Consider the following 16004-nt stretch of genomic DNA (forward strand, 5'->3'; position numbering starts at 1 on the left):
CCCGTTCAGCCGGCCGGGGCGGTTCCGCCAAGGCAGATTGACCCCCGGCGCCCACCCCCTTAGAATCGCCTGCTCAGCCGGAATAGCTCAGTTGGTAGAGCGGCGCATTCGTAATGCGTAGGTCGTAGGTTCGATTCCTATTTCCGGCACCAGATACACCAGAAAGCCCCGGCCTTGGTCGGGGCTTTTTGTTTTCGGTGTTTCGGCCTCATTGGGCTACGTCGGAAACCGCCTCGTCACTTGCACAAGGTCGCATTTGTCCTGTCAAAAATGCTGCGCTCCTTATAGTCACAATGAACGTTGACAGGCAGGTGCACCCAACATAGCATCCCGGCCAACAGAGCCAAATCCCCTCCTGACCCAGCGTCAGTGACGGTTTGGCCTTTTTTTTGTCCGCTCGTACCTCAGAGCAGGAAAGCGGATTCCGATATGGGCAGCGCGTCGCTGCGGCTCCGACCAATACGCTCGGCCAAGGTTCGCGCAATGGTGGAGACCAAGTCGAGCGGCCAGCGCTTGAGGCCGGGAAGGCGCGGTATGCGGCTGAATGAATGATGGCTATGATTCGCAGATAGGCCTGGTGGGGATCGGTGCCGAGTTACCCAAGTCCCGTTGGCCCCTTTTCACCCATAATCGCGGGGACGCCATGACAAGTGCGCTTCGGCTGTGCGTAGTGGTACTGTGCCTGCTTCTTGCTTCCTGCAAGGTGGATTACTCGGCAATCCGCGTGGCTCCACCCAATGAACCTGTGGCGCATCTGGTCTCGGGACTCAACCGGGCGAGTGGTACGCCGGTCTATATCCTTGGCATCAACGGTAGTAAGTCAGGCGCTGTCCTTGGACGGGAGATGCTGATTCGTCCGGGCAAGAATACGGTCAGGTTGTTTTACACGGGCGGAATGTATATCAGCGATGTCGAATTTGAGAGCGATTTCGAAGCGGGCGGGTATTACGTTGCCGAAGTTTTCCCGGACGATTCCGCAAAGATGGCAACGTTCAGATTCACCCGGGTGTCAGCCGATGAGTTCCAGGCGTTCATGTGCCGTGCGCAGGCAGACCTTCAGAAGCGACTGAAGAACGTCAACCCGCAAGCGGCCCCTGCGTGCGATAGGCTGCGCCGACCGCAGTCGGCGGCCCCCGATGTAAAGGCGCTTTAAGCCGCTTCTATCTTGGGCGGTCCCGCTTGGGCTCGGTCGATACCGGATCGGCCATCATTCCGGTTTTCTTTGGTAAGAGGCTCGCCGCCGACCACCCCGTGACATCACGAGCGTCGCGGTTTCCAGCCGCGCTGCAGTTGCCGAAGGTGCCCTACCACAGAGCCCGCGATCACCGCTCCAACGGTCAGGCGCGTCAACGGCATCAGGAGCTTCCCAAGGCGGTGATACAGCAGTGGGGGCAGATGGAGGGCCTTCAATGGCCGGTCGGAGTAAATCTATCCAACAACTGCATCAACGAGCGATTAATCCTGTTCCACCGCCATGCTGACCCGGTTACGCCCGCCCGCCTTGGCCCGGTAAAGCGCCTCATCCGCGCGCGCGATCAATTCGGCCAGCAGCGGCTGGTCACTGCCCGGCAGCGCCTCACCCAGCGCGGCGCCGATGCTTACCGTCACATTGATCCATGCATCGCCGACACCAATCGGCGTGGCGGCCACGGCCTGGCGCATCCGTTCGGCCACCGCGGGCGCGTCCTCGACGGCAGGAGCCGCCAGCAGCGCGACGAACTCCTCCCCGCCAAAGCGGGCGAACAGGTCGCGCTCGCGCAGCGCCTCCCGGCAGCGCTTGGCTACTACCTTCAGCACTTCATCGCCCGCAGGATGACCGTGGCTGTCGTTGATTTTCTTGAAATGGTCGACGTCGACCATCAGCACGGCCACCGAATGACCGGTGGCTTCCCGCGCGGCGATGATCTGCGCGGAGCGCTCTTCGAAGTGGCGCCGGTTGGGAATGCCGGTCAACGGGTCGGAGGCGGCCAGACGGCGCAGCTCTGCAGCCATCAGCAGTTCGGCGGTCACGTCGGTGAACAGCCAGATGCGCCCATATTCGCCGTTCCCACGTACCGGATGGGTATCCACCTCGAGCGTGCGTTCGCCCAGCGCCCAGTTCAAAGTGGAAGCAAAACTGATATTGCCCACCTGCGCGCCGTAAGCCTGCTCAAGCTCGGCGTGGTTGTCGCACCGCTGCCGCAGGGTACGCATGGGTTCGGCAAGGTCGCGCGCGCGGTGGTTACCGGGCGGGCAGCCCAGCAGGTCGGCGGCACGCTCGTTGATCACCGCGCTCACGCCATCGCCTTCCATCAGCACGATGCCGGCGGGCACGCTTTCGACCAGATCGATGAACTGGTTCTGCACGGTCACTTCGCGCAGCTTTTCGCGCCGGGCAGACAGCAGCCGGGCGACGCTCGTGGCCAGCAGCGGAACCTGTGGGGTCAAATGCGTGGCGGACGGCTCGCCTTTCCACAGCACCAGCAGGCCGCTCAGCGGTGCGCCGAGGGATGGCGCGGGCACGAACAGCAGCCGCGCCGGTGGACCGTTCAATCCATGCAGCAGGGCCGTGGGCAGGCGGAATCCGGCGGCGGCCGCAGGTTCGCCCGACCAGCCGTGCTCCAGGATGCCGCTACGGGCCAGGCTGAATCCGGAAAAAGGCATGGCCGGGAATGAAGCGGCCCAACCCGCCCAGCCATTGGCTTCGATCTCCACGGCCATGACCAGGTCCGCACCGGAAGCGAGCTGGGCGAAGTGGCACAGGCTGGCGAGGGCGTCGCTGTCGGTAGTGCTCATGCCACGTTTGCCGCCAGGCGGCGCTCGAGGATACGGACGACTTCATCGGGGGCCGTCATGTGGGGAAGATGCCCCTCGGCATCGATGATATCCAGCGTGGCGGTCGGAATGGCCGCTGCCAGCCAATGACCGACCTGCACCGGTACGGCCATGTCGACCGCGGTCTGGATCACGTGCACAGGTCGGGTCAGCTGCGCGGCCAGCGATCGCATATCGGAATTGAAGATCGTGCGCGAAGTATTGAGCGCGATGTCCGGACGCATCTGGAACAGTGTGCGTGAGAAGTCGGCCACCACCTGCCCGTTGTCCACACCCACCACCATCGGCGCGAACCCGGCCACCCAGGCCTGGTAGTTGGCGCTCATGCTGTCGAACAGGTTCTCCAGATCCGCTGCCTGGAAGCCGCCGGTGTAGTCGGTGCCATCCAGGTAACGCGGCGAGGCCCCCACGGTGACCAGCCGGTCGAACAGTTCCGGGCGGGCCACCGCGGCCACCGCACCGATCATGCCGCTCATGGAGTGGCCGACATACACGCAGTCGCGTAGCGCCAGGTCGTCCATGAACTCCAGCAGGTCGTCGGCATAGCCGAACAACGAACCGTGCCGGTCGAAATCGTAGGTGTCCGCGCCGTTGGGTCCGCAACCGGCGAGGTCGAACGACACTACGTCGTAGCGCGCCTCGAACCACGGTCGCAGGGCGCTCCAGGCCGTCTGGTCAGTTCCGAAGCCGTGGGCAAGGATGGCGACCTGACTGCCCTTGCCGCTACGGCGGCCGTTGAATCTTTCAAAGCTGTTCACGCACATCCAGTCATGGGCATTCGGCAGCTGCCGATACTAGGCCAGGCTGGCATGCGGGTCCATGACGCATCGGCGTGCGCAACGGCTTGGAGCGACTGCTGTTAACCTCGGCGTCAGGGCCGGTGTCCGAGGGCGAACCGCGCCGTCAGGCGCCCCAGGGAATGTCGGCCTCGCCCGCGGCCTGCTCGAATAGTGGGCGGCCGAACCAGTAGCCCTGCATCAGGCGGATGCCGAGATCGGACAGGCATCGCGCCTCATCCGCGGTTTCGATTCCTTCGGCGATCACCTCGATATCCAACTCGTCGCAGATGGAGATCACCCCGGCCACGATGGCGCGTCGTGACCGGCTATGGTCGATGCCGCGGATCAACGCCATGTCCAGCTTGACGATATCCGGGTGGAAATCGGCCAGCAGGTTGAGGCCGGCAAAGCCAGCGCCGAAATCATCAATCGCCGTCTTGAAGCCGATACGTTTGTACTCGCTCAGGATCTCGGCCAGCCATTTGCCGTCGCTGACCTGCTCGCCCTCCACGGTCTCAAAGATGATCCGCTCTACTGGAAAGCCATACCGCTCGGCCGCCTGCAGGGTGGAGCGAATGCATACTTCCGGCCGATAGATGGCATTGGGCAGGAAATTGATCGAAAGACAGGACGGCAGCTGCAACCCGGCCGCGATCCGGATGGCCTTCTCACGGCACGCCTGGTCGAACGAATACCGGTTCTCGGCGGTCACGCGCGACAGCACCGTGTCGGCAGGTTCGTCCGATGGACCGCGTACCAGCGCTTCGTGCGCGAACACCTCGCGCGCCTGTATGTCGACGATGGGCTGGAACGCGTAGCTGAAGTCGAACTGCAGCGGCTCCGCATCACGGCACAAGGCACATCCGGCTCGTGAGGGGGGAGAGGGCATGCAGTGGGGTCCGTCTTCAGGTCAGGCAGGAAGCTTAGCCGATGCCTGATCAGGGGCATGTGGATGCTGCGCCGTTGGCGCCTGTCCTTCAAGCTGCATCCTCAACCGCTTGGCGCTGGTTCGCGCTTCCACCAGTCTCGACGTCCTTTCCCGGTGCGACGCGCACGCTCCCTGCGCTCGGCCTCCCGTTGCTCAAGGGGGGAGCGCTGGTCCGGCCCCATGAACAGGTGGCCAAACATCTCCGGGCGCTCGGCGCGGCGGTTCGATGGTTCGTTGGGGGTGCTGTGGTCGTGAACTGTGCTCATCGCGCAGATCGTAGTGTCGGCCAGAGTCACAGGTTGAGACGGGTGACGTGCGGGGCACCGGCGCCGAACCCGAGCTCTACGGCCATCGAGTTTTGAAGCTATCGCAGGCAACAGCAGCGGGCCTCCCCGGCCACGCGGCGGCGACCTGTGCGATGAGTAGCATCACCACGACATCCAGACCCATCGCATCGACGACAGGAACCAGCGGCAGCAGGCCTGGATTGCAGGCGACCAGGAGGGTCCAGCACGGTGGTGGCGGCAGTCAGCAGCCCCTTCCTCCAGAGGGATTTGCATGGGCGTTTCTATCCAGGGCGGGGTTCTGGTCTACTGGGCATCACGCTTGCCCAAGGTTACCCCCATGAAAACCGCCGTTTTCAGTGCCCGCCCTTACGACCGCCGTTTCCTGGATGAAGCGAATGCGCGCGACCACGCCGGGCAGGGGTTCGAGCTGGCCTATTTCGATGCGGCGCTGGACGCCACGACCACCGGCCTGGCCCAGGGTTTCGATGCGGTCTGCGTGTTCGTCAACGACCGCCTGGATGCGCCCGTGCTGCGGGCCCTGCATGGGCTGGGCGTGCGGGCGATCCTGTTGCGCTGCGCGGGGTTCAACAACGTGGATCTGGTGGCTGCCGCGGAACTGGGGCTGCTGGTGGCCCGGGTGCCGGCTTACTCGCCCGAGGCCGTGGCCGAGCATGCGCTGGCGCTGGTCATGACCCTCAACCGGCAGACCCACCGTGCCTACAACCGGGTGCGCGAGGGCAACTTCATGCTGGATGGGCTGCTGGGCCGCACCGTGCACGGCAAGACCGTCGGGATCGTGGGCACCGGCAAGATCGGGCTGGCGACGGCGCGCATTTTCAACGGGATGGGTTGCACCGTGCTGGGCAGCGATCCTTACCCGTCGCCAGACTTCTCGGCGGTGGGCCACTACGTGGCGCTGGAGGAACTGCTGGCCCGCTCGGACATCGTGTCGCTGCATTGCCCGCTTACGCCGCAGACCCATCACCTGATCAACGAGGAATCGCTGGGGTTGATGAAGCCCGGCGCGATGCTGGTCAATACCTCGCGCGGCGCCTTGGTGAACACCGATGCGGTGGTGCGCGCGCTGAAGTCGCGGCATCTTGGCCACCTGGCCATTGATGTGTACGAGCAGGAAAGCGCGCTGTTCTTCCAGGATCTGTCCGGCGAGATCATCGATGACGATCTCTTCCAGCGCCTGATGACCTTCCCGAATGTGCTGGTCACCGGGCACCAGGGCTTCTTTACGGTTGAAGCCCTACAGGAAATCTGCAGCATCACCCTGCGCAACCTGTGCGATTTCGCCAATGGGGCGGAATGCCAGAACAGGTTGGTGGCTGCCTAGGCTGGCCCCGCAGGGCTCAGGCCAGCTTGTCCGGACAGGTAGCAACCATCGTCGCGCTGTTCTGCACCGGTACCCAGGAGCGTGAACTGCCGTTTCGCGTGGTTTCCATGTACTTCTCTGTCACCTGGTAGACACGGAGGTAGCCACTGCTCTTTCCGCACCACTGGCTTATTCGGGTCGATCCCGGCTGCCAGGGAGCATCCGTGGCTTTCGCAATCACGCTCGATCCGCCTGCATCGAGCGGGTAGGAAAACTGCTCGATAAGGCCGGAAATGCCCGGCTGTTTGATTGCGTCCAGATACTGGATGCCTGCGGCACGTGCCTCGGTGGATTCCGAGGCGGCCATTGTCTGGAAGGTCGCGGTAAGCCGCTCGACAAACGACGCCTTGTCGACGTCCGTTGAAATCTGCGTCACTGCGAGCGAGGTCTGTTCAACCGGTGCGGCGGCCGTGGCCGCCTGCGGAATCGAGCTCAGCAGAATCGTTCCAATCAAAAGCGAACCGCCAATCAACATTACGTTCATTGAGACTTCCTGGTGTCTGGACGCGGGAACGGCAGCTGGGACGCTAGGTCAGTATCTGGTGGCTGTCAATTCGTCCCAGGTTACCGATCTTCCACTTCGACATAGCGCACGACGGGCTTCTCGACATTCTCGCGGACGGGCGGATCGTCATTCCACAGCGGGCGCAGGAGAATCTGCCCGGGAGTGGCTTCGATTCTTACGTGCACGCCTACTTCGAACCCGAACTTGCGCAGCCAGGCGCCGCGCAGGGTCACCAAGGGGAGCGGGCCGAAGTGATCGCGGTCCTGTTCGCCGATCTGGGGCACGGCGCGCACGTTGTGGAAGTAGCTGGGGGAATAGCTGGGTGCGCAGCGGGGTAGCAGCAGGACGACTTCTTCTTCGTCTTCGGGCCACTGGACGGGTTTGGGTTTCATCTTCGCTCCTCCAACAGGGAATGGCCCTCGCCGGTGAGGGCGAGGGCGTCGGGAGGTCAAAACCGTGCAAGCCAGACGGCGGGTGTATTCCCCCGTGAGGGGTCTTGTATTAGCCACCCTCCCGACATGGGACATCCATAATTTTGGCTCACCGGAGTTTTGAGCTCCGGGGAGAACCTTGCCCGCGGTCGACGAAGAAGCGAAATCGTTTGTGTCTGTTGGGTTTGCGATTTCAGTAGGCTGTATCTACTGGTTGTCGGGTGTGGCACGGAATTACGGGAATTGCGGCGTTTGTGTGTGAGCCAAGGCACAAAAATTATTTTTCGCCGATGTGCATCATTTGGTTTGGAGGGTGGTTCGTGGCGTCGTAATCGGTCCGGTGGGCGCGGAGTGGCGGGTGGGGCGGGGGAGATCAAGAGCGGTGTTGATCAGGTTTCATGCGTTACCGGGTGTGGGGGGTGCAAGGGCGGTCGTTTGGGAACCGACCCTACGGCGCGTGGCGGCCCGGTGTCCGACGGACGTGTGCCCGGCCCGGCAGTCCGGTGTTCGTTCGGGGTGCACCCGGGTGCGCGCGAGGTCGGGTTCGGGTGGGTCGGGCGGCCGGGCAGGGCCAGTTGCACCGATCGCTGCCGTGAACGATTCATGTCTATACATGTCGCTCCGGCTGTGCTGATCCGGGCGGCCTGCGCGCAGTGCGACAACGTGTCGCAGCCGTTTTCGGGCCTTTCCTGCGCCAGATCATTGTCAATGCCTTTCTTAAATGGTGCGTGACGGCATAAAATTAGGGGGCTGACATGAACGTCCTCCGTGCCGCCCCCTTGGGAGCGGTACACCCGGCTTTGGCCGGAGGGGCGCGCTTGAGAAGGCATTCCCTACGCAATTGGATCGACCGATGATTCCGTTGAAATCCCTTGGGCGCTGGCTGCGCCCGGGCCTGCTGTTCGCGTTGTCCGTGTTCATGACGGGCTGCAGCTCGGCCATTCTGGCCCCGAAGGGCCAGGTCGGCCACGACCAGAAGACCCTTCTGATCACGGCCACCGTGCTGATGCTGCTGGTCGTCGTGCCGGTCATCATCATGACCCTCGCCTTCGCCTGGAAGTACCGTGCCTCCAACACCAAGGCCCGCTACGAGCCGAAGTGGTCGCACTCCACCGCGATCGAAGTGGTTGTCTGGTCGATCCCCTGCATGATCGTGCTGGTGCTGGCCGTGCTGACCTGGCGTTCGTCGCACTCGCTGGATCCGTACCGTCCGCTGGACTCGCAGACCAAGCCGGTGGTGATTGAAGCCATTTCGCTGGACTGGAAGTGGTTGTTCATCTACCCGGAAGAGAACATCGCGACGGTCAACGAAATCACCTTCCCGGTGAACACCCCGCTGAACTTCAAGATCACGTCCGATTCGGTGATGAATGCCTTCTTCATCCCGCACCTGGGCAGCATGATCTACTCGATGACCGGCATGGAGACCAAGCTCCATCTGATCGCCAACGAGACCGGCACCTTCCCGGGCATGTCCTCGCACTACAGCGGCGCGGGCTTCAGCAAGATGCATTTCGACGCCAACTCGGTGACCGAAGCCGAATACCAGGCATGGCTGGCCAAGGTGCGTGCGCAGAGCACCCCGATGGACCAGGCCGCCTTTGGCGCGCTGGTGGCCGAGAAGAACCACGACTGGCACCCGGTGACCTATTTCGGTACCACCGAAACCGGTCTGTTCGACTGGGTCGTTGCCCGCCACATGGGTGACAACCAGCACTACGGCATGGACCACAAGGCCATGGATCACAAGGGCATGTCGCACGGCGCTGCGGGCGAAAGCCACGAAGGCCACGAGATGCCGGCCGGTGCCCATGACATGCCGGCCGGTGCCCATGACATGCCGGCCGACCATGCCGAACACACTGCAGACGAGCACGCCGCCGCCGGTCACGCCGGCCACGCAGGCTCGGGAGAATAAGCATGAATCCGTTGGGCAAACTGACATTCGCTGACATCCCGCACGACCCGATCATCATCTCCACGCTGGTTGGCGCGGGGATCGGTGGCCTGCTCGTGCTGGCCCTGATCACCAAGTTCAAGCTGTGGGGCTATCTCTGGAAAGAGTGGTTCACCTCGGTTGACCACAAGAAGATCGGCGCGATGTACCTCATCGTCGCCTTCGTCATGCTGCTGCGCGGCTTTGCCGACGCCATCATGATGCGTACCCAGCAGGCCATCGCCGCCAACGGCGCCGAAGGCTTCCTGCCGCCGCACCACTACGACCAGATCTTCACCGCCCACGGCGTGATCATGATCTTCTTCGTGGCGATGCCGCTGATCACCGGCCTCATGAACGTGGTGGTGCCGCTGCAGATCGGCGCGCGCGACGTGGCCTTCCCGTTCGTCAACTCGCTCAGCTTCTGGCTGTTCGTGGCGGGCGCGGGCCTGGTGATGATCTCGCTGGGCGTGGGTGAATTCGCGCAGACCGGCTGGCTGGCCTTCCCGCCGTTGTCGGGCAAGGAGTTCAGTCCAGGGGTAGGTGTGGATTACTACATCTGGGGCCTGCAGGTAGCAGGTCTAGGCACGACACTGAGCGGTATCAACTTCTTCATTACCATCCTGAAGATGCGTACCCCGGGCATGAAGCTGATGCACATGCCGGTGTTCACCTGGACCGCGCTGGTCACCAACGTGCTGATCATCGCCGCCTTCCCGGTGCTGACCGTCACCCTGGTGCTGTTGACCCTGGACCGTTACCTGGGCACGCACTTCTTCACCAATGACGGTGGCGGCAACGCCATGCTGTACATCAACCTGATCTGGATCTGGGGTCACCCGGAAGTCTATATCCTGGTGCTGCCGGCCTTCGGCGTGTTCTCCGAAGTGATCGCCACGTTCTCGCGCAAGGCGCTGTTCGGCTACAAGGGCATGGTGTACGCCACGGCCACCATCGGCGTGCTCTCGTTCATCGTGTGGCTGCACCACTTCTTCACCATGGGTTCGGGTGCCAACGTCAATGCCTTCTTCGGCATCACGACGATGATCATCTCCATTCCCACCGGCGTGAAGATCTTCAACTGGCTGTTCACCATGTTCCGCGGCCGCGTGCAGTTCACCAGCCCGGTGCTGTGGACGATCGGCTTCATGGTCACCTTCACCATCGGCGGCATGACCGGCGTGATGCTGGCGATCCCGGCCATCGACTTCGTGCTGCACAACAGCCTGTTCCTGATCGCCCACTTCCATAACGTCATCATCGGCGGCGTGGTGTTCGGCATGTTCGCCGGTATCACCTACTGGTGGCCGAAGATGTTCGGCTTCCGCCTCAACGAGGCCTGGGGCAAGCGCGCGTTCTGGTGCTGGTTCATCGGCTTCTACGTGGCGTTCATGCCGCTGTACATCCTGGGCTTCATGGGCATGACCCGCCGCATGCAGAGCTACCCGAACCCGGAATACCAGCCGCTGCTGGTCATTGCGATGGTCGGTGCGTTCATCATCGGCGCCGGCATCCTGTGCCAGATCATCCAGGTGGCCGTGTCCATCCGCGACCGCAAGAAGACCGCCGACCTGACCGGCGATCCGTGGGATGCCCGTACGCTGGAGTGGGAAACCTCTTCGCCGCCGTCGTTCTACAACTTCGGTTCGCTGCCCAAGGTCACCGAGCTGGACGACTTCTGGGAACGCAAGCAGCGTGGTGAGGCGTGGGAACGCCCGGCCAAGTACACCGACATCCACATGCCGCGCAACACCGGTACCGGTGTGGTGATTGGTGCCTTCAGCCTGGTCTTCGGCTTCGCGATGATCTGGCACATCTGGTGGCTGGCCATCGTTGGCCTGGTCGGCATGATCGGCACCTTCATCTGGCGCACCTTCGACAAGGACGTGGATTACAACGTGCCGGCTGCCGAAGTGGAGCGGATCGAAAATGAGCACCGCCGTCACCTGCAGGCGCAGGGTCTGGTGAAATCGGAGTTGCAGGCATGAGCAGCACTATCGCCAACAACGTGAACCACGGGCACGCCGCGCACGCGGCGGCCCATGGCCATGATGACCACGAACACCACGACACCGGCGAGAACACCGTCTTCGGTTTCTGGGTGTACCTGATGAGCGACTGCCTCATCTTCGCCAGCCTGTTCGCGACGTACATCGTGCTGGCCGGCGGCACCAACGGTGGCCCGGGTCCGAAGGACCTGTTCGACCTGACCTTCGTCGCGTGGGAAACCACGCTGCTGCTGGTGTCCTCGCTGACCTTCGGCCTGGGCATGATCGCGCTGCACAAGCACAAGGTTGGCCAGATGTACCTGTGGCTGGGCCTGACCTGGCTGCTGGGCTTCGGCTTCATGGTCATGGAAGTGTGGGAGTTCAACCACCTCATCCATGAGGGCTTCGGTCCGGACCACAGCGCGTTCCTGTCGGCGTTCTTCGCGCTGGTGGGCACCCACGGCCTGCACGTGAGCGCCGGCCTGCTGTGGCTGCTGATCATGTTCATCCAGATCAAGCAGAACGGCCTGACCCCGACCAACAAGACCCGCATGGCGTGCCTGAGCCTGTTCTGGCACTTCCTGGACCTGATCTGGATCGGCGTGTTCTCCGTCGTCTACCTGAAGGGAGCGCTGTAATGGCACATGACACTCACGCACACGACCACGGCCATGGCGCCGCGGGCGAAAGCCACGGCAGCGTCAAGTCGTACCTGGTCGGTTTCCTGCTGGCCGCCGTCCTCACCATCATCCCGTTCTGGGCGGTGATGAAGGGTGGCCTGCCGGTCTTCACCACGGGCGTCATCATCGTGGTGGCGGCGATCCTGCAGATCTTCGTGCACCTGATCTTCTTCCTGCACCTGAACCGCTCGTCGGAACAGCGCTGGAACGTCAGCGCGGCGGCCTTCACCGTGGTGGTGATCGGCATCATCGTCGCCGGCACGCTGTGGGTCATGCACAACATGAACGTGCACATGATGCATTGACCCTTCGCGGGTGATGCAAACGAAGAGGCCGCCCGGAAGGGCGGCCTTTTTTTTGCAACCTGCATTGTGGACAACGCACCCCGGACGGTAACGCTACCCGGACGGCAACGCCGCCCTGGACGGTAACGCTACCCGGACGGCAACGCCGCCCTGGACGGCAACGCCGCCCCGGACGGCAACGCCGCCGTGGATGGCAACGCCGCCCCGGACGGTAGTGCTGACTGTTAGTCGGCAACGCCATGCATGAAGAATGCAGGGCGGGTCCGCGCGAAGGGCAGCCGACTAACAGTCGGCTCTACCAGTCGGCTCTACCAGTCGGATCTATTGGTCGGTTATGCGGCGTTGCGCAGGAACGCCTCGGCGTCCACCGGCTTGCCTAGGTGGTACCCCTGCAGCAGGTCGCAGCCGAGTTCGTTGAGGTAGTCACGCTGCCCGGCGGTTTCCACGCCCTCGGCCACGATCTGCAGCTGCAGCGAACGCCCCAGCGCCACGATCGAGGACACGATCGCCGCATCTTCCGCGTTGTCTTCCAGGTCGCGCACGAACGCGCGGTCGATCTTCAGTTCGGTCGCCGGCATGCGCTTGAGGTACAGCAGGCTCGAATAGCCCGTGCCGAAATCATCAATGGAAATCTTCACCCCCATCGCGGTCAGCCCGTGCAGGATCTGCAGGCTGGCTTCCACGTCCTGCATGGCCGTGGTCTCGGTCACTTCCAGGGTCAGGTGGTGCGGGGCCAGGCCGTGCCGCTCCAGCGTCGCCTTTACCGTGTCCAGCAGCGTGGTGGACGAGAACTGCAGCGGCGAAAGGTTCACCGCCATCGACCACGTTGCGTGCCCGGCGTCATGCCACTGCCGCAGCTGCGCGCAGGCCTGGTCCAGCACCCAGTCGCCCAGCGGCAGGATCAACCCGCTGCGTTCGGCAATCGGAATGAAGGTGTCCGGCCCCAGCAGGCCCAGCCCCGGGTGCTGCCAGCGCACCAGCGCTTCGGCACCGATCACCCCGCCGCCATCGGCGCGGAACTTGGGCTGGTAGTGCAGCACCATCTCGTCGCGCTGCAGGGCGCGGCGCAGCTCCTGCAGCAGCTTGAGCTGACGGTTGGCGCTGACGTGCATGGATTCGGTGAAGAACGTATAGCCGTTCCGGCCCGAGTCCTTGGTGTGGTACATGGCCGCATCGGCGTGGGCCATCAGCTCGCGCTCGGTGGTGGCATCGGTGGGGTACATCGCGATGCCCAGGCTGGCGGTGACCTGCAGGTCCAGCGTGTCGATCTCGAACGGCTCGGCCACGGTGGCGATGATCCGCTCGGCCACCACGGCGGCGTCTTCGGGCACATCCAGCTGGAACACGATGACGAACTCATCGCCGCCCAGCCGGGCGAAGGTATCCTGCGCGCGCAGCAGGCCGTTGACCCGCCTGCTCATCTCGATGAGCAGCTTGTCGCCCAGCTGGTGGCCGTAGGCATCGTTGATGGCCTTGAAGCCGTCCAGGTCGCAGAACATCACCGCGAAGCTGAAGTTGCGGCGCTTGGCCTTTTCGATGGTCTGTTCGATGCGGTCCTGCAGCAGCATGCGGTTGGGCAGCTGGGTGAGCGGATCGTGCAGCGCGGCCTGCAGCAGCTTTTCGTTGGCCTGGGCCAGCGAATCGGCCAGCAGGCCCGTGCGGGTACGCATCTGGCGGTCGAACAGCGAGGCGATCAGCGCGATGCCCAGCGTGGCCAGGGTGGTGACGATGACCAGCACCGCCAGCCACTTGGTATCCAGCCCGTTGGCGTACACGGCGCCGCAGATGCTGCCTTCCGGGAAGTTGGCGGCGGCCATGCCGGTGTAGTGCATGCCCACGATGGCCAGGCCCATCACCAGCGAGGCCAGCCCGCGCAGCAGTCCGGTGCGGCGCTGTTGGGTGCGCAGCCGGAAGGCGATCCACAGGGCGGCGCCGGCGGCGACGATGGCGATCAGCAGCGAGGCGCCGAACCACAGCGGGTCGTACTCGATGCCCGGCTCCATGCGCATCGCGGCCATGCCCAGGTAGTGCATGCAGGCAATGCCCAGGCCCATCAGCACCGCGCCGGCGATCAGGCGCGGCCACGGCAGCTCCGGGCGCGAGACCAGCCACAGCGCGTAGGCCGAGGCTCCCACCGACGCGGCCAGCGAATACAGGGTGATCGCCAGGTCGTAGCCGACCGGGATCGGCAGGTGGAAGGCGAGCATGGCCACGAAGTGCATGGACCAGATGCCCAGGCCCATGGCGGCGGCGCCACCGGCCAGCCACCAGCGGGCCACGCGGCCTTCGGTACTGGCCAGCCGGCCGGCCATGTCCAGCGCGGTATACGAGGCGAGGATGGCAACCAGCAGCGAGAAAACGACGAGACTCTGGCTGTAGGTGCCGGTCATGGAAAAGCCTGGATGTACATGGGGAAGGGAAAGGCGCGGGCGCCCGCCACGGTATCGGCCGGGGCGGGGCAAGGTTGAGCGGGGGCGTTCAGCCGGCGGTTGGGCGCGCGTCTCGGTTGCTGCGACGTGGCTCGGCTATCCTGCCCGACAGACGATGAATTGGATTTGACATGGCCAAGCGGCTTACCGCCTACGTGTGCAGCGAGTGCGGCGCGGAATACAGCAAGTGGCAGGGGCAGTGCACCGAGTGCGGCGCCTGGAACGTGCTGAGCGAGATCACGCTGGAAAGCGCCGCGGCCACCAAGTCGCCGGCCGCGCGCCGCTCGGGCTGGGCCGGCAAGGTCGATGCGCCGAAGATCATGGCGCTCAAGGACGTGCAGCAGACCGAGCACCTGCGGGTAAGCACCGGCATCGGCGAATTCGATCGCGTGCTCGGCGGCGGCCTGGTCGAAGGTGCGGTGGTGCTGGTGGGCGGTGACCCGGGCATCGGCAAATCGACGCTGCTGCTGCAGGCGGTGGCGAAGATGGCCGCCACGCTGCCGGTGCTGTACATCACCGGCGAGGAATCGCTGTCGCAGGTGGCCGGCCGCGCGGTGCGGCTGGACCTGCCACTGGACAACGTCAACGCACTGGCCGAAACCCAGGTTGAAGCGATCCTGCAGCACGCCAGCGCGGCGCGGCCGAAGCTGATCGTGGCCGATTCGGTGCAGACGCTGTGGACCGAATCGCTGACCGCCGCCCCGGGCTCGGTCAGCCAGGTGCGCGAGAGCGCGGCGCGGCTGGTGCGCTTTGCCAAGGAGACCGGTACGGCCGTGTTCCTGGTGGGGCATGTGACCAAGGAAGGCGGCATTGCCGGCCCGCGCGTGCTCGAGCACATGGTGGATGCGGTGCTGTATTTCGAAGGCGAGAGCGGCAGCCGCTTCCGCCTGCTGCGTGCGTTCAAGAACCGCTTCGGTGCGGTGAACGAGCTGGGCGTGTTCGCGATGGGCGAGAAGGGGCTGAAGGAAGTGTCCAATCCGTCGGCGATCTTCCTGTCCGGCGGCAGCACCCGGCAACCGGGCAGCTGCGTGATGGTCACCCGCGAAGGCACCCGCCCGCTGCTGGTGGAAGTGCAGGCGCTGGTGGATGCATCACCGCTGTCGAATCCACGCCGCGTGGCGGTGGGCCTGGAGCAGAACCGCCTGGCGATGCTGCTGGCGGTGCTGCACCGTCACGGCGGGGTGCTGGTGGGCGACCAGGACGTGTTCGTGAACGTGGTGGGCGGCATCCGCGTGCAGGAAACCGCCGTGGACCTGCCGGTACTGCTGGCCGTGTTGTCCTCGCTGCAGGACCGGCCGCTGGCGGAAAAGACGATTGCCTTTGGCGAAGTGGGTTTGTCCGGCGAGATCCGCCCGGTACCCAACGGCGAAGACCGCCTGCGCGAAGCGGCCACGCACGGCTTCAAGCGCGCCATCGTGCCCAAGGCCAATGCGCCCAAGACCGGCAGCGTCAAGGGCATGGAAGTCATCGCCGTGGAGCGCTTGTCCGAAGCGATCGACGCGATCTGAATCGGGCATTTCCGGCGCATGCGGCCGCGCAGG

General features: G+C 64.1%; 13 protein-coding genes and 1 tRNA gene. 8 read left to right on the forward strand and 6 right to left on the reverse strand.

The features are described from left to right. Nucleotides 1-76: 76 nt before the first annotated feature. Both ACQG3P_RS03365 and ACQG3P_RS03370 read left to right on the forward strand, forming a co-directional pair. Nucleotides 77-152: transfer RNA gene (locus ACQG3P_RS03365), tRNA-Thr, on the forward strand. A 392-nt stretch (nt 153-544) separates the two neighbouring features. Continuing rightward, nucleotides 545-1153 (forward strand): hypothetical protein, encoded by a 609-nt coding sequence (locus ACQG3P_RS03370; RefSeq protein WP_426804195.1) that lies wholly within the window; start codon nt 545-547, stop codon nt 1151-1153. Nucleotides 1154-1455: 302 nt separating this feature from the next. Here ACQG3P_RS03370 and ACQG3P_RS03375 read toward each other — a convergent pair whose 3' ends face one another. The 3 genes from ACQG3P_RS03375 to ACQG3P_RS03385 form a co-directional block, all read right to left on the reverse strand. After that, nucleotides 1456-2775, reverse strand: a complete 1320-nt coding sequence (locus ACQG3P_RS03375) for a diguanylate cyclase (protein WP_426804196.1) — start codon at nt 2773-2775, stop codon at nt 1456-1458. Beyond that, the gene (locus tag ACQG3P_RS03380; protein WP_426804197.1) at nt 2772-3578 is read right to left on the reverse strand and encodes an alpha/beta fold hydrolase; all 807 of its coding nucleotides are present in this window, start codon (nt 3576-3578) and stop codon (nt 2772-2774) included. Before ACQG3P_RS03380 ends, ACQG3P_RS03375 begins: the two co-directional genes overlap by 4 nt. A 139-nt stretch (nt 3579-3717) precedes the next feature. Further along, nucleotides 3718-4482: an EAL domain-containing protein gene (locus ACQG3P_RS03385; RefSeq protein WP_426804198.1), complete on the reverse strand. Its 765-nt coding sequence runs from the start codon at nt 4480-4482 to the stop codon at nt 3718-3720. Between the two features lie 663 nt (nt 4483-5145). On the opposite strand from ACQG3P_RS03385, the gene ACQG3P_RS03390 reads away from it, so the two are divergent. Next, nucleotides 5146-6150, forward strand: coding sequence for a 2-hydroxyacid dehydrogenase (locus tag ACQG3P_RS03390; protein ID WP_426804199.1), 1005 nt, complete (start codon nt 5146-5148; stop codon nt 6148-6150). 16 nt (nt 6151-6166) lie between these two features. Here the strand turns inward: ACQG3P_RS03390 and ACQG3P_RS03395 are convergent, their stop codons facing one another. Both ACQG3P_RS03395 and ACQG3P_RS03400 read right to left on the reverse strand, forming a co-directional pair. Then, the gene (locus tag ACQG3P_RS03395; RefSeq protein WP_426804200.1) at nt 6167-6673 is read right to left on the reverse strand and encodes a hypothetical protein; all 507 of its coding nucleotides are present in this window, start codon (nt 6671-6673) and stop codon (nt 6167-6169) included. An 80-nt stretch (nt 6674-6753) separates the two neighbouring features. Next, complete coding sequence (locus ACQG3P_RS03400) at nt 6754-7086, reverse strand: SymE family type I addiction module toxin (protein ID WP_068850250.1); 333 nt, start codon at nt 7084-7086, stop codon at nt 6754-6756. A gap of 892 nt (nt 7087-7978) precedes the next feature. Between ACQG3P_RS03400 and cyoA the strand changes: the two genes are divergently transcribed. The 4 genes from cyoA to cyoD are packed head-to-tail and all read left to right on the forward strand — an operon-like array spanning nt 7979 to nt 12034. Next, complete coding sequence (gene cyoA, locus ACQG3P_RS03405; RefSeq protein ID WP_426804201.1) at nt 7979-9043, forward strand: ubiquinol oxidase subunit II; 1065 nt, start codon at nt 7979-7981, stop codon at nt 9041-9043. Nucleotides 9044-9045: 2 nt separating this feature from the next. Next, a complete protein-coding gene (cyoB, locus tag ACQG3P_RS03410) occupies nt 9046-11049 on the forward strand; it encodes a cytochrome o ubiquinol oxidase subunit I (RefSeq protein ID WP_426804202.1) in 2004 nt (667 codons plus the stop codon). Continuing rightward, complete coding sequence (cyoC, locus tag ACQG3P_RS03415; protein WP_068850257.1) at nt 11046-11687, forward strand: cytochrome o ubiquinol oxidase subunit III; 642 nt, start codon at nt 11046-11048, stop codon at nt 11685-11687. The genes cyoB and cyoC overlap by 4 nt, the downstream gene beginning before the upstream one ends. Continuing rightward, on the forward strand, nt 11687-12034 hold the full coding sequence (gene cyoD, locus ACQG3P_RS03420) for a cytochrome o ubiquinol oxidase subunit IV (protein WP_093533106.1): 348 nt from the start codon (nt 11687-11689) through the stop codon (nt 12032-12034). The genes cyoC and cyoD overlap by 1 nt, the downstream gene beginning before the upstream one ends. 332 nt (nt 12035-12366) lie before the next feature. Here the strand turns inward: cyoD and ACQG3P_RS03425 are convergent, their stop codons facing one another. Continuing rightward, nucleotides 12367-14424, reverse strand: coding sequence for a putative bifunctional diguanylate cyclase/phosphodiesterase (locus ACQG3P_RS03425; RefSeq protein WP_426804203.1), 2058 nt, complete (start codon nt 14422-14424; stop codon nt 12367-12369). Between the two features lie 170 nt (nt 14425-14594). Here ACQG3P_RS03425 and radA point away from each other — a divergent pair, with 170 nt between their 5' ends. Then, entirely contained in the window at nt 14595-15971 is a 1377-nt protein-coding gene (radA, locus tag ACQG3P_RS03430; RefSeq protein ID WP_093533108.1) for a DNA repair protein RadA, read from the forward strand. The last annotated feature ends 33 nt before the right edge of the window (nt 15972-16004 follow it).

This window comes from Stenotrophomonas sp. SrG, from assembly GCF_050031795.1.
Classification (GTDB): Bacteria; Pseudomonadota; Gammaproteobacteria; order Xanthomonadales; family Xanthomonadaceae; genus Stenotrophomonas; species Stenotrophomonas rhizophila_A.